Genomic DNA, 17,110 nt, shown 5'->3' with positions numbered 1-17,110 from the left:
CCGGGAGCAGAACGTGATCGTCACCCTCATCGTCGCGGCCGAGATCTCCTGGTGGATCGTGCTCGGCCTGGCCCTCTCCGCCCGCTACCTGCTGCGTTGGCGCCGCACCAGCACCGTGCTGCTGCTCGGCCTCCCGGCCGTCGACCTCGCCCTGTACGCGCTCACCGTGCTCGACCTGCGCGGCGGCACCGAGGCGAGCTGGACGCACGCGCTCGCCGCGAGCTACGCCGGATTCTCCGTCGGGTACGGCCCCTCGCTGGTCGGCTGGGCCGACCGGCACTTCCAGCACCGCTTCGCCGGCGGCCCCAAGCCGCTGCCCTCGCCGAAGTACGGCCCGGAGCGGACCAGGTACGAGTGGCAGATCGCCGGGCGCACCACCGTCTCGGCGGCGATCACGCTCACCCTGATCACCCTGCTCGTCCCGCTCTCCGGGGGCTCCGCCCACTACGGCACCTTCGCCCAGTGGTACTGGCGGCTGGGCATCACGGCCGTCGTGAACGTCATCGTGGCCGGCTGCTTCTCGCGCTGGCCCAAGGAGCCGCCGGCCGGTGTCCGGGTCGAGAACGGCCGCGTGGTGAAGGAGCAGACCCCGGCCGAGCACGCCCCGGCCGGACACGCCCCGACTGGGGACGCCCCGGCCAAGCAGCTCTAGCGGTTCTCGCCCGGCACCCAGAGCACGTCGCCGCGTTCCTTGTTGGCCACCCGGGCCAGGATGAACAGCAGGTCGGAGAGCCGGTTGAGGTACTTCGCGGTCAGCGGGTTGACGGTGTCCCCGTGCTCCGCGATCGCCGCCCAGGTGGAGCGCTCGGCCCGCCGCACCACCGTGCAGGCCAGGTGCAGGTGGGCCGCGCCGGCCGTGCCGCCGGGCAGGATGAAGCTGCGCAGCTTCTCCACCTGCTCCAGGTAGTGGTCGCAGTCGCCCTCCAGCCGGTCGACGTAGGACTGCAGCACCCGCAGCGGCGGGTACTTCGGGTCCTCGACCACCGGGGTGGACAGGTCGGCGCCGACGTCGAACAGATCGTTCTGGACCCGGACGAGCACCGCCGCCACGTCCTCGGGCAGCGCCCCGACCGCGAGCGCCACCCCGATCGCCGCGTTCGCCTCGTTGGCGTCCGCGTACGCGATCAGCCGCGGGTCGGTCTTGGTGGTCCGGCTCATGTCGCCGAGCGCGGTGGTGCCGTCATCGCCGGTACGGGTGTAGATGCGCGTCAGATTGACCATGCGGCCACCCTAGCCGGGCAGGTTAGGCCGCGTTAACCCCGGAAACGACCCTAGGCGACGTTGACCCTCTGCCCGGGCGGGGCCGCTTCCAGCCAGGCCAGGAAGCCGGTCAGCGCGTCGTCGCTCATCGCCAGCTCCAGCGGCGCCCCGTTGTGCAGACAGCGCAGCACCACCGAGCCGGAGAGCAGTGCCAGTTCCTCCTGGCCCTCCGGGTAGCGCCGGCCGAGGACCTCGATCTCCCGGCGCGGCAGCACCTTGCGCGGACGCGGGGCGTAGGAGAAGACCCGGAACCACTCGATCGAGTCGCCGCTGTACCGGCCGATACCAAAAACCCACCCCTTGCCGTCGGTCGGGGGGACCGGGGCGGAGGTGGGTTTGCCGTTCTCGTCGAGGTCGGGCTGCGTCGAGGCGTCGGCGGGCATTTTGAGCCGGTAACTGCAGTCGAACGTACCGCCTACCCGCTGGATCAAGCGGCGGCGGACGGCGAAGGCCATCAGGCCGATCACACCCAGCGCCACGACCGCCGCACACACCACAAGCGCGAGGACCATGCTCACCTACCTCCTCGCTACCCGCGTTCCCCGTAGCGGTCGTATCAAGCGACCGCGCTGACCTACCAACTACGACGACAGTCCCGGGGTCACGCTCGCGCGTCCCCGGGACCGTCGGTCGACCCCGCCAAGCCGGGGTCCGGCACACTCAGGCGTGGACCTTGAGGCCGCGCGCCGCGAACAGACGGACCTCCGCACGCCGCTCGGCGTGCTCGTCCAGGTCCGACTGGGCCTTCTCCAGTGCGCGCTCGGCACGCGCGACGTCGATCTCGTCCGCCAGCTCGGCGATCTCCGCGAGCAGAGACAGCTTGTTGTCGGCGAAGGAGATGAAGCCGCCGTGCACCGCGGCGATCACGGTGCCGCCGTCCACCGTGCGGATGGTGACCGGGCCGGTCTCCAGCACGCTCAGCACCGGGGTGTGACCCGGCATGATGCCGGTGTCACCGGAGGCCGTACGGGCGACGACGATGGTGGCCGCACCGGACCACACCTTGCGGTCGGCTGCGACCAGCTCGACGTGCAGCTCAGCCAACGTGGGCTCCTAGGCTCATGCAACGCCCGATTACTCGGGAGTTTCGGTAAGAATAACGGCCCCGTGCCTCCGGCATGAAACCGGCGGCACGGATTTGACCGGAATCACAGCCGATGCGACGCGAGGGGTGGCTCCCAGGCTCGGGGGCCACCCCTCACGGTCACTCAGCTGCTACCGGCCGCGATTACTTCTTCGCCAGCTCGGCGGCGTTCTTCTCGAGGTCCTCGATGCCACCGCACATGAAGAAGGCCTGCTCCGGGACGGAGTCGTACTTGCCGTCCGCGATCGCGTTGAAGGCCTCGATGGTCTCCGACAGCGGCACGGTCGAACCCTCGACACCGGTGAACTGCTTCGCCACGTAGGTGTTCTGCGAGAGGAAGCGCTCGATGCGACGGGCACGGTGCACCGTGATCTTGTCCTCTTCGGACAGCTCGTCGATACCGAGGATCGCGATGATGTCCTGGAGGTCCTTGTACTTCTGCAGGATCCCCTTGATACGGAGGGCCGTGTCGTAGTGGGTCTGCGCGATGTACCGCGGGTCGAGGATGCGGGACGTGGAGTCCAGCGGGTCGACGGCCGGGTAGATGCCCTTCTCCGAGATCGGACGCGACAGAACGGTCGTCGCGTCCAGGTGGGCGAAGGTGGTGGCCGGCGCCGGGTCGGTCAGGTCGTCCGCGGGGACGTAGATCGCCTGCATCGAGGTGATCGAGTGACCGCGGGTCGAGGTGATGCGCTCCTGCAGGAGGCCCATCTCGTCGGCCAGGTTCGGCTGGTAGCCCACCGCGGAGGGCATGCGGCCGAGCAGGGTCGACACCTCGGAACCGGCCTGGGTGAACCGGAAGATGTTGTCGATGAAGAGGAGCACGTCCTGCTTCTCGACGTCACGGAAGTACTCCGCCATGGTCAGCGCGGAGAGCGCGACGCGCAGACGGGTGCCCGGCGGCTCGTCCATCTGGCCGAAGACCAGCGCGGTCTTGTCCAGAACGCCCGAGTCGACCATCTCGTCGATGAGGTCGTTGCCCTCACGGGTGCGCTCGCCGACGCCGGCGAACACCGACACACCACCGAAGTTCTCGGCGACGCGGTAGATCATCTCCTGGATCAGAACGGTCTTGCCGACACCGGCACCACCGAACAGACCGATCTTGCCACCCGTGACGTACGGGGTGAGCAGGTCGATGACCTTGATGCCGGTCTCGAACATCTCGGTCTTGGACTCGAGGTCCTTGAACTCGGGCGCCTTGCGGTGGATCGGCCAGCGGACCTCGACCTGCTGGTCGAACTCCTCCTGGTCGACGTTCAGCACGTCACCGAGGGCATTGAAGACCTTGCCCTTGGTGATCTGGCCGACGGGCACCGAGATGGCCGAGCCGGTGTCGGTGACCTGCGCGCCACGGACCAGGCCGTCGGTCGGCTGCATCGAGATGCCGCGGACCATGCCGTCGCCGAGGTGCTGGGCAACCTCGAGGGTAAGGATCTTCTTGCCCGAACCGTCGGGGTTCTCCACCTCGACGTGCAGGGCGTTGAACATCTCCGGAATCGCGTCGACGGGGAACTCCACGTCGACGACCGGGCCGATGACCCGCGCGACGCGGCCCGTCGCCGTGGTCGGCTCAACAGTGGTGGTCATACTCATTCGCTCCCGCGGCTAGCGTCGGCCAGCGCGTTGGCGCCACCGACGATCTCGCTGATTTCCTGGGTGATCTCGGCCTGACGGGCCGAGTTGGCAAGCCGCGTGAGCGACTTGATGAGCTCGCCGGCGTTGTCCGTCGCGCTCTTCATCGCGCGACGACGAGCGGCGTGCTCGGAGGCAGCCGACTGCAGCATCGCGTTGTAGATCCGGCTCTCGACGTACCGCGGCAGCAGCGCGTCCAGGACGCCCTCCGCCGACGGCTCGAAGTCGTACAGCGGGAAGATCTCCGACTTGGCCGGCGTCTGGTCGCTGAGCTGGACCTCGTCCAGCTTCAGCGGCAGCAGCCGGGCTTCCACCGCGTTCTGCGTCAGCATCGACACGAACTCGGTCGAGACCAGGTGGAGCTCGTCCACGCCGCCCGTCTCGGCCGTGAAGGCCTCGATCAGGTCGGCGGCCACGGTCTTCGCGTCACCGTAGGTCGGCTTGTCGGAGAATCCCGTCCACGAGCCCGTGATCGCGAGACCGCGGAACGTGTAGTACGAGACGCCCTTGCGGCCGACGATGTACGTCACCACGTCCTTGCCCTCGGCCTTCAGGCGCTCGGTGAGCACCTGGGCGGCCTTGATGGCGTTGGTCGAGTAGCCGCCCGCCAGACCGCGGTCCGCCGTGATCATCAGCACGGCGGCGCGCGAGGCGCTCGGGTTCTCGGTGGTGAGCGGGTGCTTGGCGTTGGACCGGGTGGCCACCGCCGTCACCGCCCGGGTGAGCTCATCGGCGTACGGAGTGGAGGCGGCCACCGCGCGCTGCGCCTTGACGATGCGCGACGCGGAGATCATCTCCATCGCCTTGGTGATCTTCTTCGTCGCGGTGACAGAGCGGATCCGGCGCTTGTAGACCCGAAGCTGTGCTCCCATGGGTCGTTACGTCCTTTCCCTCGCTACCGGACTCAGGCCTGCTCGGAGAGCAGCTTGCCGTCAGCGGTCTGGTAGCCCTGCTTGAACGCGTCGATCGCCGTGGTCAGCGCGTCGACGGTGCCGTCGGCGAGCAGACCGGTCTCGACGATGCCGGCGAGCAGGTCCTTGTGCTGCAGGCGGACGTGGTCCAGGAACTCACGCTCGAAGCGGCGGATCTCGGCGACCGGGACGTCGTCCAGCTTGCCGGTGGTGCCGGCCCAGATGGAGACGACCTGCTCCTCGACCGGGAACGGCTGGTACTGGCCCTGCTTCAGCAGCTCGACCATGCGCGCACCGCGCTCCAGCTGGGCCTTGGAGGCCGCGTCCAGGTCGGAACCGAAGGCGGCGAAGGCCTCCAGCTCGCGGTACTGGGCGAGGTCCAGACGCAGACGGCCGGCGACCGAGCGCATGGCCTTGATCTGTGCGGAGCCACCGACGCGGGAGACCGAGATACCGACGTTCACGGCCGGGCGGATGCCGGCGTTGAACAGGTCGGACTCCAGGAAGCACTGGCCGTCGGTGATGGAGATGACGTTGGTCGGGATGTACGCCGAGACGTCGTTGGCCTTGGTCTCGATGATCGGCAGACCGGTCATCGAGCCGCCGCCCAGGGCGTCGTTCAGCTTGGCGCAGCGCTCCAGCAGGCGGGAGTGCAGGTAGAACACGTCACCCGGGTAGGCCTCGCGGCCCGGCGGGCGGCGCAGCAGCAGGGAGACGGAGCGGTAGGCCTCGGCCTGCTTCGACAGGTCGTCGAAGATGATCAGGACGTGCTTGCCGTCGTACATCCACTCCTGGCCGATGGCCGAACCGGTGTACGGGGCGAGGTACTTGAAGCCGGCCGGGTCGGAGGCGGGAGCAGCCACGATGGTGGTGTACTCCAGCGCGCCGGCCTCCTCCAGGGCGCCGCGGACGGACGCGATGGTGGAGCCCTTCTGGCCCACGGCGACGTAGATGCAGCGGACCTGCTTCTCCGGGTCGCCCGAGCGCCAGTTGTCACGCTGGTTGATGATCGTGTCGACGGCCACCGCGGTCTTGCCGGTCTGGCGGTCACCGATGATCAGCTGACGCTGGCCACGGCCGATCGGGGTCATCGCGTCGATGGCCTTGATGCCGGTCTGCAGCGGCTGCTTGACCGACTTGCGGGCCATGACGCCGGGGGCCTGCAGCTCCAGGGCACGACGGCCGGTGGAGGCGATGTCGCCCAGGCCGTCGATCGGGTTGCCCAGCGGGTCCACGACGCGGCCGAGGTAGCCGTCGCCGACCGGAACCGAGAGGACCTCGCCGGTGCGGCGCACGGTCTGGCCCTCTTCGATGCCGCCGAACTCACCGAGGACGACGACACCGATCTCGCGGGTGTCGAGGTTCAGCGCGAGGCCGAGCGTGCCGTCCTCGAACTTCAGCAGCTCGTTCGCCATGACCGAGGGCAGGCCCTCGACATGCGCGATGCCGTCCGCTGCGTCAGTGACCGTACCGACCTCTTCCACAGAAGCGGCGTCCGGCTGGTACGACTGGACAAAGTCGGCCAGCGCGTCCCGGATCTCCTCCGGACGGATCGTAAGCTCCGCCATCAGGCTTCCCTGCTCTCCTAGTTTGCGATCCTCGGCCCGCCATTGAGGGCCGCAAGTATTCGACTCTCGGCCGGGTCTTTCGAACCGGCCGTACGATGTGCCGGCTCCTTGGGGAGCCGGTTTCCCGACCGAGGGTCGGATGTGCTGCTTCGGTGCTCAGCCTTCGAGCGACTGGCGAGCGCCCTCAAGGCGGCTCGACACGGTGCCGTTGATGATCTCGTCGCCGATCTGCACCCGGACACCGCCGACGACCTCGGGGTCGACGTCGATGTTCAGGTGGACCTGGCGGCCGTACATCCGGCCCAGAGCGCCGGACAGGCGCTCCTTCTGGGTGTCCGACAGCGGCACCGCGGTGGCGACCAGGGCCACCATGCGGTCGCGGCGTGCGGCGGCGAGCTTGGAGTAGGACTCCAGGCCCTGCTCCAGGCTACGGCCACGCGGCGCGTTGACGACGGCGGTGACCAGCCGGACGGTGCCGGCGTTGGCGCGGCCGCCGAGCAGCTTCTTGATCAGCTCGGCCTTCGCGACGGCACCGGCCTTCGGCTCGGTCAGCGCGGCGCGCAGCTCGTGCGAGCCGCTCACCACCCGACCGAAGCGGAACAGCTCGTCCTCGACGTCGTCCAGGGCGCCGGCCCTGTCCGCGGCGATGATCTCGGCGTACGCGGCGAGCTCCTCGGTCGCGTCCACCAGGTCGCGCGAGCCCGACCAGCGGGAGCGGACCAGACCGGAGACCAGGTCGACGGCCTCGCCGGAGACCTGGCCGGTCAGCAGCGAGCTGACCAGCTGGGCCTTGTCCTGGCCCGACCGGGAGGGGTCGGTCAGGACTCGGCGCAGCGACACCTCGCGGTCCAGCACGGCCGTGACGGCGGTGAGCTCCTCGGCGAGCTTGGCCGCGTCCACCGAGGTGGAGTCGGTCAGGCTCTCCAGGTTCCGCCGGCCGGCGACGAGGGCCTCACGGCTGGCGCCGATCACTTGGCCGCGCCCTGAGCAACGGCGGCCTTGGCCTCCAGCTCGTCCAGGAAACGGTCGATGACGCCGCTCTGCCGGGTGTGGTCCTCCAGGGACTCACCCACGATGCGGGACGCCAGCTGGGTGGCCAGCGAGCCCACGTCCTGGCGCAGGGCGGTGGTCGCCTGCTTCTTGTCCGCCTCGATCTGGGCGTGACCGGCCGCGACGATGGCCTCGCGCTGACGCTGGCCCTCCTCGCGCATCTCGGCGAGCTGGGCAGCGCCCTGCTCACGAGCCTGCTCGACGATGCGGGCAGCCTCGTGACGTGCCTCGGCAAGCTCGGCGCGGTACTGCTCGAGCACGACCTGGGCCTCGGCCTGAGCGGCCTCGGCGCGCTCCATGCCGCCCTCGATGGCGTCCCGGCGCTCCGACAGCACCTTCTCGATGCTGGGAAGAAGCTTCTTGCCGAGCAGACCGAAGACGATGAAGAAGCAGAGCAGGCCGATGATGATCTCGGGCCAGTTGGGGAGGAGAGGGTTCATCTTCTCCTCGGCCGCGAGCTGAGCCAACATGCTCATATCTGGACCTTCCTCGAAAGGGTCTGCGGCAGGATTACTTGTTGCCGAAGACGAACGGCATGACGATGCCGATGAGGGCCAGCGCCTCGGTCAGCGCGAAGCCGATGAACATGTTGGAACGGATGAGACCGGCAGCCTCGGGCTGACGGGCCATCGCCTGGACACCGTTGCCGAAGATCAGACCGACGCCGATGCCGGGGCCGATGGCGGCGAGGCCGTAGCCGATGGAGGCGACGGAACCGTAGACAGTGCCCTCAGCGAGGATGCTCATTGACGTTGTCCTTTGCAGGGTGGTGAACCGGTGGTGATTGGCCACCGGGCGATCCGGGAGGTGGTTCTGGGGAGGGGCTGAGCCCCTGGCTCAGTGCGACTCTTCGAGGGCACCGGCGATGTAGCTGCTGGCCAGCATCACGAAGATGTAGGCCTGCAGGAACTGGACCAGCAGCTCGAAGGCGGTCAGCGCGACGGCGACGACGAACGAGGCCGAGCCGTACAGCGCGCCCAGGGTCGGGCTGAGCAGGTACCAGGAGGCGATGGAGAACATCACGATCAGCAGGTGGCCGGCGAACATGTTCGCGAAGGCTCGGACCGCGAGCGTGAACGGGCGCACGAAGATGTTCGAGAAGAACTCGATCGGCACCAGGATGAACATGACCCAGCCGGGGATGCCCGAGGGCCAGCAGAGGTTCTTGAAACCGCCGACGAAGCCGTGCTTCTTGAAGGTCAGCGTCATGTAGGTGACCCACACGACCGCCGCGAGGCCGGCCGGGAACGCGATCGCCGCCGTCACCGGGAACTGTGCGAACGGGATGACCGACATGATGTTCATCAGCCAGATGAAGAAGAACATCGAGACCAGCATCGGGACGTACTTCTCGCCCTTTTTGCCGATCGTCTCGAGCACGATGGAGCGCTTGACGAAGTCGTAGCCGATCTCGGCGACCAGCTGCAGCTTGCCGGGGACCAGGCGCGGCTTGGCGAAGGCGGCCCAGAAGAAGACGACCACCAACACTGCGACGATCATCGACAGCAGCATCGGCTTGTTGAAGTAAAAGCTGCCGATGGTGAAGATCGGCTTGAAGTCGAATTCGTTCAGACCCGGGGCCGGGAAGCCGCAGCCAGCGTCCCCGAAGTGGCAACTGCCTGAGGCGAGGGACGACGTGAGTTCAGCACTCACCACGGACTCCTTCGTCGTGACGCATGGATACGGCAACCTCGGTGTGTCGGCGTGGCCTACGGCCACGGAGCGGCACTGGAACTTGATGGGTTTCTCGCCGACCCCGCTCGACGGCGCGCTGCGCGACTGCGGGATCATCGAAGACTGCGCGGGTCCGGGGGGCGATCAGTCCGCTGTCCGGACAGACCAGGCCTCTTCCCGTACTCCGTTGTTGCGACGGACGATAGCAGGCCGTCAGTGCGGCATAAACACCGCCCCCCTCGTTGGGGGGACAGCCGGGCCTCGTCACTGTTGACGTCCGGAGTCGGAGGGCTTGTCGCCCTTCTTTTCCGAGGCGTCGGGGTCGACGTAGAAGGTCTTGGCCTTGAGTGCGCCGCGCACCTGGAAGCCCGTCCAGATCAGCGCGCAGCCGAGCAGGGTGAAGGCGAAGGCCTGCCGGTTGAACAGCGTGGTGTCCTTGAAGACGGCCAGGACGATGCCGACCAGCAGGATCTGCGTGGTGTACACCAGGAGCGCCGCGGCCATCATGATCTGCGGGTTCGACCGGGTCAGCCGGTCGAGCGCGACCTGGCCGAAGCTGAAGAAGGCCATCACGAGCAGAGCGCCGAAGAGGGCGCCGAGCAGGCCCTTCCCGCCGGCGACGGCGAACGAGATCGCCATGGCGATGATCCCGGCGACCGCAGTGGGAATCGCGGCGCCTCGGAGGATCCGGGCGTCGGTGGACGGCATGTCGGCAGCTCCGGCGGCATGTCGATGTGGCGGGGGACGGGCACAGACGGTGGTGAAGTGACACCGACCGAGGCATCGCCGTCGGGCCGCCCGCTGGAACGGCGGGCCCGTCAAGGGAGACCGACAGGGACGGAAGTCATCCACCTGTCAGGACTTTCGGCGTGTTCTCGGTACTCGTGAACGGTATCACAAACTATTTGATGAGAGCTTTACCATGATTGTGTGGCACCTGTCACACCAACGGCTCAGCGAATCCGCCGTATGGGTGAAGCCATTTGACGGATCGCCAACTCCCTTGTCAGTGACGGCCGCTGGCCGGTCCGTGGTCGGCCCGCTCGGACGAGTCCCGGCTGGCTTCACCCAGAAGTTGCTTGTCCTTCGCCGACAGTTCGGCCATCGGACCCGAGGACTGCCGGCGGTACCGCGGCGGGACGAAGGACTGCACCGCCCGCGGGGCGCGCGGCCGGAACCGCGGGGTGAGCAGCACCACCAGGCCGAGCAGGCAGAGCCCGGCGAGTGTCAGGACCACGGTGCGGCCGGTGTTGCTGACCGAGAAGGCCACCGTGCCGAAGGCGATCAGCGCGGCCCAGAAGTACATGATCAGCACGGCCCGGCTGTGCGAGTGACCGACCTGCAGCAGGCGGTGGTGCAGGTGGCGCTTGTCCGCGGCGAACGGCGACTGGCCGGCCCAGGTGCGACGCACCACCGCGAGCAGCAGGTCGGCCAGCGGCAGCGCGATGACCGTCAGCGGCAGCAGCAGCGGGATGTAGATCGGCACCAACGCGTGCACGGTGGCGGTCTGCGAACCGGTCTCGTTGTTGATCAGGTCGGGGTCGACCCGGCCGGTGATGGAGATCGCGGCGACGGCCAGCATCAGGCCCAGCATCATCGAGCCGGAGTCGCCCATGAAGATCCGCGCGGGGTGCATGTTGTGCGCCAGGAAGCCCAGGCACATGCCGATCAGCAGCACGCTGAACAGCACCGCGGGGGCCGCGTCGGTGATCGCGTAGCCGTACCAGAGCCGGTAGCTGTACAGGAAGAACGCCATCGCGGCGATGCAGACCATGCCGCCGGCCAGGCCGTCCAGACCGTCGATGAAGTTCACCGCGTTGACCATGACGACGACCAGGGTGACCGAGATGACCATGCCCTGGGTCGGGCTCACCGCGACCGCGCCGACACCGGGCACCGGGAGGGTGATGACCGTGACACCCTGCCAGACCATCACACCGGCGGCGATCATCTGGCCGCCGAGTTTCACCAGCGCGTCCACGCCCCACTTGTCGTCGAGCACGCCGAGCAGCCACATGATCCCGGCGCCGGACAGCAGCGCGCGGATGTCGGTGCCCTGGGTGAACACCTTGCTCAGGTTGTCGAGTTGCGAGGCGACGAGGATGCCCGCGCACAGCCCGCCGAACATCGCGATGCCGCCGAGCCGCGGCGTGGGCTCGCGGTGGACGTCACGGGCGCGCACCGGCGGCATGGCGCCGGCCGCGATGGCGAACTTCCGGACCGGGCCGGTCAGCAGGTAGGTGACGGCGGCGGTGCAGAACAGCACCAGCAGATACTCACGCACCACTGGCCTCCTGCATCACTGTCGAACGGGGAAGTACCGAAGGTACTCCCCTGCCTTCCCGGGGTTCGAGGTGCGTCGCCACGGCACCCACCTTATTGAGTCGGACGCCCGGGACGTGCATCGCGGTTCGCTCTCCCGGGTAGGAGATCCGGATGCCCGTGGACGGACCGCCGTCAGGACCGGTCGGCGAACGCCAGCGCGAGCTCCCGGACCCGCACCGCGGCCGGGGCGACGGCTCCCCCGGCGAGCACCCGCACGATCAGCCCGGCGATCTCGGACAGCTCCGCCCCGCCCATCCCCTGGCTGGTCACGGTGCCCGTCCCCAGCCGGATCCCGGAGGCCTCGGCGGGCGGCGCCTGGTCGAACGGCAGTGCGCACTTGCCGAGCAGCAGCCCGGCGGCCGCGCAGCGCCGCTCGGCCTCCGCGCCGGTCACGCCGAGCGGGCTCACGTCCGCCGTCACCAGATGGGTGTCGGTCCCGCCCGTCAGAGGGCGCGCTCCGGCCTCCGCGAGCCCCTCGGCCAGCACCCGCGCCCCGGACACCGTCCGCTCCGCGTACGCCCGGTAGGCGGGCGTCGAGGCCTCCGCGAGGGCGACCGCCTTGCCGGCCACCTCGTTCATCGCCGCGCCGCCCTGGCTGAACGGGAACACCGCCCGGTCGATCCGCTCGGCCAGCTCCGCGGTGCACAGCAGCAGGCCGCCGCGCGGACCGCGCAGCAGCTTGTGGGTGGCCGCCACCGTGACGTCCGCGTACGGCACCGGGGAGGGCGCCACCCCCGCCGCGACCAGACCGGTGGTCTGCGCCGCGGAGGCGATCAGGTAGGCGTCCACCTCGTCGGCGATCTCCCGGAAGGCCGCCCAGTCCGGATGCCGGGGGTAGGAGATCGAGCCCGCCACGATCGCCTTGGGGCGGTGCAGCCGGGCCAGTTCGCGCACCTGGTCGAGGTCGATCAGCCCGTCGCTCTCGCGCACGCCGTAGCCGGTGAAGGCGAACCAGCGGCCGGAGAAGTTGGCGCGCGAGCCGCAGCTGAGGTGACCGCCGTGCTCCAGCGACATCGCGAGCACCCCGTCACCGGGCTTCAGCAGCGCCGCGTACGCCGCCAGCATCGCCGAAGTCACCGACCGGGGCTGGACGTTGGCATGCGGGGCGGCGAACAGCTCGCGGGCCCGGTCGATCGCCAGCAGCTCGGCGGCGTCCGCCAGCATGCAGCCGGTGTGGTGCCGGCGCCCCGGGTAGCCCTCGGCGTACTTGTCGATCAGCGGGCCGGTGAGGGCCGCCAGGACGGCCGGGGTGGTGAGGTTCTCCCCCGCCAGCAGCTGGATCGTCTCGGCGCGCCGCTCGGCCTCCGCGGCCAGCAGGTCGGCCAGCTGCGGATCCGCCCGGTGCAGGGCCTCGGACGCCCACGGGCGCCCCCTCGTCGCGGTCGAACCGGTCGCGGCATCGGTGACGGTCATGGCGGGGCTCCCGGGCGCTGCGGGTGGGGGCACCTCCCAGCCGGAGGCTGGGGGCCGGTCAGACCAGCGTAGGACGGCCGCCGCCGCCCGGCCCGTCGGGACGCGGCCGTTCGGGCCCTCTGTATTGCCGCTCGGCTCGCCTCCGGGCCGCTCCTGACCCGGCGCCGACGGTCGGCGGGCACTGCGCCACCTCCTTCGTCGGCGGCTTGGCCCTTCTCCCTTTCGGCACCGGCGCGGCCCTTCGGCTCGCTCGCGGGGCGGGGCGGGGCGTCAGCGCGGCGCGGACACGCCGGTGAGCGCGGTGACCACCGGGTCGACCGCGTGGAATATCTCCTCGCCGCAGTTGCGGAACATGCCGATCGGCGCCCCGTACGGGTCGTCCACCTCGTCCGACTCCGGGGTGGCCGCCAGCAGCCAGCCGCGCAGCGCGGCGGCCGCCCGGACCAGCGCGCGGGCCCGCTCGGTGACGTCGGCACCGCGCCGGGGGTCGGGCAGCGTGCCCGGGTCGATCGTCCGCACCAGGCGGGTGAACTCCTTCAGCGTGAAGGTGCGCAGCCCCGCCTCGTGGCCCATCGAGATCACCTGGGCGCGGTGGTCCAGGGTCGCGGTGAGCACCAGGTCGGCCTCCACCACGTGCTCGTCCAGCAGCTCACGGCCGGTGAAGCCGCCACTGTCGGCACCGTACTCGTCGAGCACGGTCGCCGCGTGGTCCTCCATCGGCGCACCCTCGTGGCCCCAGGTACCAGCGCTCTCCACCAGGATCCGCCCGGCCACCCGGGGGCTCAGCCGGGTGTCCAGCTCACGCCGGGTGAGCCGCTCGGCGATCGGCGAGCGGCAGATGTTCCCCGTGCAGACGAACAGGATCCGGAAGTGGTCCAGCGGCCTGGGGCCCACGCTCAGGTACGGCGCTATGCCGGGCCCGGCATGGAGCGAGGCGGTGGGCGTCAACTGCCGGCCTCCAGGTCGGGGACGACCTCCCTCAGCTGCTCGACGCTGATCGCGCCGGCCCGCAGCAGAACCGGGACCTTGCCGGTGACGTCGACGATGGACGAGGCGGCGGAGTGGTCGGCCGACCCGCCGTCCAGGTAGACCGAGACGGCGTCGCCGAGCTGCGCCTGCGCCTCGTCACAGGTCAGCGGGGACTCCCCGCCGATCCGGTTGGCGCTGGAGACGGCCATCGGGCCGGTCACGTTCAGCAGCTCGATGGCGACCGGGTGCAGCGGCATCCGGACCGCGACGGTGCCGCGGGTCTCGCCGAGGTCCCAGCGCAGCGAGGGCTGGTGCCGGGCGACCAGGGTGAGCCCGCCCGGCCAGAAGGCGTCGACCAGTTCCCACGCCTGCTCGGAGAAGTCGGTGACCAGGCCGTGCAGCGTCGTCGGCGAGCCGACCAGCACCGGCGACGGCGTGTTGCGGCCGCGGCCCCTGGTGGTCATCAGCTCGCCGACGGCCTCCGGGGAGAAGGCGTCCGCGCCGACCCCGTACAGGGTGTCGGTGGGCAGCACGACGAGTTCGCCGCGGCGGACGGCCGAAGCGGCCTCGCGCAGACCGGTGGCGCGGTCCCCGGCATCGGCACAGTCGTAGCGGCGGCTCATCGGTGCGGTCCCCTTCCGAAGTGGCTCATGGCGGTTACAAGGCGGCCTTGCGAGCGGTCGTACGGCGCTTGATGTTCACGACCCGACCCTCCGGGCGGTCGTACGGCGCTTGATGTTCACGACCCGACCCTCCGGGCGGTCGTACGGCGCTTGATGTTCACGACCCGACCCTCCGGGCGGTCGTGAAGCGCGGCCGGTTGTTCAGGTCGCGATGGTCGGCGGTGTCCGTCCAGCCGCGTTCCTCGTTGAAGATCCACGGCACCTGGCCGCCCTGCTGGTCGGCGTGCTCGATCACCACCGCGCCGCCCGGGCGCAGCAGCCGCGCGGCCACCCGCTCGATGCCGCGGATGGTGTCCAGGCCGTCCTCGCCGGAGAACAGCGACATCTGCGGGTCGTGGTCGCGGGCCTCCGGCGCGACGTACTCCCACTCGGTGAGGGGGATGTACGGCGGGTTGGAGATGACCAGGTCGAAGCGGCCGTCCCAGGAGTGGTCGCCCTCGAAGGCCCGGGTGGCGTCCCCGGCGTGCAGGGTGACCCGGGCGCGGTCCGGGCTGGACTCGATGTTGCGCCGGGTGTACTCCAGCGCTCCCTCGTCCAGTTCGAAGGCGTGCACGGTCGAGCGCGGCAGTTCCTGGGCCAGGGCGAGGGCGATCGCGCCGGAGCCGGAGCACAGGTCCACCACCAGCGGCTCGGCCACGTCCATGTCGCGCACCGCGTCTATGGCCCACTCGACGACCGTCTCGGTCTCCGGCCGGGGCACGAACACGCCGGGGCCGACCGCCAGTTCGAGGTAGCGGAAGAACGCCCGCCCGGTGATGTGCTGGAGCGGCTCGCGTGCCTCGCGGCGCGAGACGGCCTCCCAGTAGCGGGCGTCGAAGTCGGCGTCCTTCACCGTGTGCAGCTGGCTGCGCTTGACGTGGTGGACGTAGGCGGCGAGCTCCTCCGCGTCGAAACGCGGCGACGGCACGCCGGCCGCGGCCAACCGCTGGGTGGCCTGGGCCACCTCGGCGAGCAGCAGGTTCATCCGTACGACCTCATGTTTTCTGCGCTCCGGCTTCGGACTGCGCGTGGGCTGGGGCGCGCCGGTCTCAGTTCTCTTGGGCCGCGGCGAGCTTGGCCGCCGCGTCCTTGTCCACGCAGGACTGGATCACCGCGTTCAGGTCACCGTCCAGGACCTGGTCCAGGTTGTACGACTTGAACCCCGTGCGGTGGTCCGAGATGCGGTTCTCGGGGTAGTTGTACGTCCGGATCCGCTCGGAGCGGTCCACCGTGCGGACCTGGCTGCGGCGCGCGTCCGAGGCCTCGCGCTCGGCCTCCTCCTGCGCGGCGGCCAGCAGCCGCGAACGCAGGATGCGCATCGCCTGCTCCTTGTTCTGCAGCTGGCTCTTCTCGTTCTGGCAGGACGCCACGATACCGGTCGGCAGGTGGGTGATCCGGACCGCGGAGTCGGTGGTGTTGACCGACTGGCCGCCGGGGCCGGAGGAGCGGTAGACGTCGATCCGCAGGTCGTTGGCGAGGATCTCGACCTCGACCTCCTCCGCCTCGGGGGTGACCAGCACGCCCGCCGCGGAGGTGTGGATGCGGCCCTGGGACTCGGTGGCGGGGACGCGCTGCACGCGGTGCACGCCGCCCTCGTACTTCAGCCGCGCCCAGACGCCCTGGCCGGGCTCGGTGCTGCCCTTGGTCTTCACGGCCACCGAGACGTCCTTGTAGCCGCCGAGGTCGGACTCGTTGGAGTCGATGAGCTCGGTCTTCCAGCCGACCCGCTCCGCGTAGCGCAGGTACATCCGGAGCAGGTCACCGGCGAACAGCGCGGACTCCTCGCCGCCCTCGCCCGCCTTGATCTCCAGGATGACGTCCTTGTCGTCGCTCGGGTCGCGCGGCACCAGCAGGACCCGCAGCTCCTCGGTGAGCTCGTCGCGGCGCGCCTCGGAGTCCTTCACCTCGGAGATGAACTCCGGGTCCTCGGCAGCGAGTTCGCGCGCGGCCTCGATGTCCTCGCCGGCCTGCCGCCACTGCCGGTAGACCCGGGTGATCGGGGTCAGCTCGGCGTACCGCTTGGCCAGCTTGCGGGCGTTGTTCTGGTCGGCGTGGACGGACGGGTCGGCCAGCCTCGTCTCGAGGTCGGCGTGCTCGACGAGGAGCTCTTCGACTGCCTCGAACATGGGGTGGCCTTCTTCCCGGGGGCTCGGATCGGGTGGAGATCTGCTGGGGAGATCTGCTGGGGAGGGGGGAACGTGCGGGGGGACGCGAACGGCGCCGGCCCCCTGCGCCCCCGACAACGAAGTACGGGGGCGCCGGGAACCGGCGCCGAGGGAGCGCTAGGCCTTCGCGCTGTGCTGCTTGCCGAAGCGGGCCTCGAAGCGGGCCACGCGGCCACCGGTGTCGAGGATCTTCTGCTTGCCGGTGTAGAACGGGTGGCACTGCGAGCAGACCTCGGCGCGGATCTCGCCACTGGTCTCGGTCGAGCGGGTGGTGAACTCGGCACCGCAGGTGCAGGTCACACGGGTGACCACGTACTCGGGGTGAACGTTGGGCTTCAAGGGGTTCTCCTAGGTTTCGGGAGGGCACCGGGTCGGCGGCTGGAGCGCCGCACGT

General features: G+C 69.8%; 19 protein-coding genes. 1 reads left to right on the top strand and 18 read right to left on the bottom strand.

The features are described 5' to 3' along the window. Positions 1 to 13: 13 nt before the first annotated feature. Positions 14 to 652, top strand: a complete 639-nt coding sequence (locus ACZ52J_RS11215) for a hypothetical protein (protein WP_465617640.1) — start codon at positions 14 to 16, stop codon at positions 650 to 652. On the opposite strand, the gene ACZ52J_RS11210 is transcribed toward ACZ52J_RS11215, so the two are convergent. The 18 genes from ACZ52J_RS11210 to rpmE all read right to left on the bottom strand — a co-directional run bounded on the left by ACZ52J_RS11210 (position 649) and on the right by rpmE (position 17,055). After that, complete coding sequence (locus ACZ52J_RS11210; protein WP_121174231.1) at positions 649 to 1,221, bottom strand: cob(I)yrinic acid a,c-diamide adenosyltransferase; 573 nt, start codon at positions 1,219 to 1,221, stop codon at positions 649 to 651. The two genes, ACZ52J_RS11215 and ACZ52J_RS11210, sit on opposite strands and share 4 nt — an antisense overlap. A 50-nt stretch (positions 1,222 to 1,271) precedes the next feature. Continuing rightward, a complete protein-coding gene (locus ACZ52J_RS11205) occupies positions 1,272 to 1,772 on the bottom strand; it encodes a DUF2550 domain-containing protein (protein WP_360498633.1) in 501 nt (166 codons plus the stop codon). Positions 1,773 to 1,920: 148 nt separating this feature from the next. Continuing rightward, the gene (locus ACZ52J_RS11200) at positions 1,921 to 2,304 is read right to left on the bottom strand and encodes a F0F1 ATP synthase subunit epsilon (RefSeq protein WP_360498631.1); all 384 of its coding nucleotides are present in this window, start codon (positions 2,302 to 2,304) and stop codon (positions 1,921 to 1,923) included. A 184-nt stretch (positions 2,305 to 2,488) separates the two neighbouring features. Beyond that, complete coding sequence (atpD, locus tag ACZ52J_RS11195) at positions 2,489 to 3,934, bottom strand: F0F1 ATP synthase subunit beta (RefSeq protein WP_360498629.1); 1,446 nt, start codon at positions 3,932 to 3,934, stop codon at positions 2,489 to 2,491. Between the two features lie 2 nt (positions 3,935 to 3,936). Beyond that, entirely contained in the window at positions 3,937 to 4,851 is a 915-nt protein-coding gene (locus tag ACZ52J_RS11190; RefSeq protein WP_360498627.1) for a F0F1 ATP synthase subunit gamma, read from the bottom strand. A gap of 32 nt (positions 4,852 to 4,883) precedes the next feature. Beyond that, positions 4,884 to 6,458 (bottom strand): F0F1 ATP synthase subunit alpha, encoded by a 1,575-nt coding sequence (gene atpA / locus ACZ52J_RS11185; protein ID WP_030235796.1) that lies wholly within the window; start codon positions 6,456 to 6,458, stop codon positions 4,884 to 4,886. Between the two features lie 156 nt (positions 6,459 to 6,614). Then, positions 6,615 to 7,430 carry a F0F1 ATP synthase subunit delta gene (locus ACZ52J_RS11180; RefSeq protein ID WP_465617637.1) on the bottom strand — a complete coding sequence of 272 codons (816 nt, stop codon included), beginning with the start codon at positions 7,428 to 7,430 and terminating at the stop codon, positions 6,615 to 6,617. After that, on the bottom strand, positions 7,427 to 7,984 hold the full coding sequence (locus ACZ52J_RS11175; protein WP_360498623.1) for a F0F1 ATP synthase subunit B: 558 nt from the start codon (positions 7,982 to 7,984) through the stop codon (positions 7,427 to 7,429). The genes ACZ52J_RS11180 and ACZ52J_RS11175 overlap by 4 nt, the downstream gene beginning before the upstream one ends. A gap of 34 nt (positions 7,985 to 8,018) precedes the next feature. Then, positions 8,019 to 8,255: an ATP synthase F0 subunit C gene (gene atpE, locus ACZ52J_RS11170; protein ID WP_030282059.1), complete on the bottom strand. Its 237-nt coding sequence runs from the start codon at positions 8,253 to 8,255 to the stop codon at positions 8,019 to 8,021. A 90-nt stretch (positions 8,256 to 8,345) separates the two neighbouring features. Next, a complete protein-coding gene (atpB, locus tag ACZ52J_RS11165; protein WP_360498621.1) occupies positions 8,346 to 9,161 on the bottom strand; it encodes a F0F1 ATP synthase subunit A in 816 nt (271 codons plus the stop codon). A 285-nt stretch (positions 9,162 to 9,446) separates the two neighbouring features. Continuing rightward, positions 9,447 to 9,890 carry a hypothetical protein gene (locus ACZ52J_RS11160; protein ID WP_360498619.1) on the bottom strand — a complete coding sequence of 148 codons (444 nt, stop codon included), beginning with the start codon at positions 9,888 to 9,890 and terminating at the stop codon, positions 9,447 to 9,449. Between the two features lie 298 nt (positions 9,891 to 10,188). Further along, on the bottom strand, positions 10,189 to 11,466 hold the full coding sequence (locus tag ACZ52J_RS11155; RefSeq protein ID WP_360498617.1) for an MraY family glycosyltransferase: 1,278 nt from the start codon (positions 11,464 to 11,466) through the stop codon (positions 10,189 to 10,191). Positions 11,467 to 11,639: 173 nt separating this feature from the next. Next, a complete protein-coding gene (locus tag ACZ52J_RS11150) occupies positions 11,640 to 12,920 on the bottom strand; it encodes a serine hydroxymethyltransferase (RefSeq protein ID WP_465617633.1) in 1,281 nt (426 codons plus the stop codon). Positions 12,921 to 13,190: 270 nt separating this feature from the next. Next, positions 13,191 to 13,832 (bottom strand): arsenate reductase/protein-tyrosine-phosphatase family protein, encoded by a 642-nt coding sequence (locus ACZ52J_RS11145; protein WP_360498809.1) that lies wholly within the window; start codon positions 13,830 to 13,832, stop codon positions 13,191 to 13,193. A gap of 32 nt (positions 13,833 to 13,864) precedes the next feature. After that, on the bottom strand, positions 13,865 to 14,512 hold the full coding sequence (locus tag ACZ52J_RS11140) for an L-threonylcarbamoyladenylate synthase (protein ID WP_360498613.1): 648 nt from the start codon (positions 14,510 to 14,512) through the stop codon (positions 13,865 to 13,867). A 157-nt stretch (positions 14,513 to 14,669) separates the two neighbouring features. Beyond that, positions 14,670 to 15,536 carry a peptide chain release factor N(5)-glutamine methyltransferase gene (gene prmC / locus ACZ52J_RS11135; RefSeq protein WP_360498611.1) on the bottom strand — a complete coding sequence of 289 codons (867 nt, stop codon included), beginning with the start codon at positions 15,534 to 15,536 and terminating at the stop codon, positions 14,670 to 14,672. A gap of 64 nt (positions 15,537 to 15,600) precedes the next feature. Then, on the bottom strand, positions 15,601 to 16,677 hold the full coding sequence (gene prfA, locus ACZ52J_RS11130; RefSeq protein ID WP_360498609.1) for a peptide chain release factor 1: 1,077 nt from the start codon (positions 16,675 to 16,677) through the stop codon (positions 15,601 to 15,603). A 156-nt stretch (positions 16,678 to 16,833) separates the two neighbouring features. After that, positions 16,834 to 17,055: a 50S ribosomal protein L31 gene (rpmE, locus tag ACZ52J_RS11125; RefSeq protein ID WP_030057539.1), complete on the bottom strand. Its 222-nt coding sequence runs from the start codon at positions 17,053 to 17,055 to the stop codon at positions 16,834 to 16,836. Positions 17,056 to 17,110 lie beyond the last annotated feature (55 nt).

This window comes from Kitasatospora sp. NPDC034035 (assembly GCF_055575755.1).
Note: the sequence above shows the minus strand (reverse complement) of the source record. Positions and strands in the feature narration are given on the sequence as shown.

Bases quoted from the DNA above. Each gene is read 5' to 3' on its own strand.
- ACZ52J_RS11210 (WP_121174231.1), bottom strand. From the start codon at position 1,221: ATGGTCAATCTGACGCGCATCTACACCCGTACCGGCGATGACGGCACC.
- ACZ52J_RS11205 (WP_360498633.1), bottom strand. From the start codon at position 1,772: ATGGTCCTCGCGCTTGTGGTGTGTGCGGCGGTCGTGGCGCTGGGTGTG.
- atpD (WP_360498629.1), bottom strand. From the start codon at position 3,934: ATGACCACCACTGTTGAGCCGACCACGGCGACGGGCCGCGTCGCGCGG.
- ACZ52J_RS11190 (WP_360498627.1), bottom strand. From the start codon at position 4,851: ATGGGAGCACAGCTTCGGGTCTACAAGCGCCGGATCCGCTCTGTCACC.
- atpA (WP_030235796.1), bottom strand. From the start codon at position 6,458: ATGGCGGAGCTTACGATCCGTCCGGAGGAGATCCGGGACGCGCTGGCC.
- ACZ52J_RS11175 (WP_360498623.1), bottom strand. From the start codon at position 7,984: ATGAGCATGTTGGCTCAGCTCGCGGCCGAGGAGAAGATGAACCCTCTC.
- atpE (WP_030282059.1), bottom strand. From the start codon at position 8,255: ATGAGCATCCTCGCTGAGGGCACTGTCTACGGTTCCGTCGCCTCCATC.
- ACZ52J_RS11160 (WP_360498619.1), bottom strand. From the start codon at position 9,890: ATGCCGTCCACCGACGCCCGGATCCTCCGAGGCGCCGCGATTCCCACT.
- ACZ52J_RS11150 (WP_465617633.1), bottom strand. From the start codon at position 12,920: ATGACCGTCACCGATGCCGCGACCGGTTCGACCGCGACGAGGGGGCGC.
- ACZ52J_RS11140 (WP_360498613.1), bottom strand. From the start codon at position 14,512: ATGAGCCGCCGCTACGACTGTGCCGATGCCGGGGACCGCGCCACCGGT.
- prmC (WP_360498611.1), bottom strand. From the start codon at position 15,536: ATGAACCTGCTGCTCGCCGAGGTGGCCCAGGCCACCCAGCGGTTGGCC.
- prfA (WP_360498609.1), bottom strand. From the start codon at position 16,677: ATGTTCGAGGCAGTCGAAGAGCTCCTCGTCGAGCACGCCGACCTCGAG.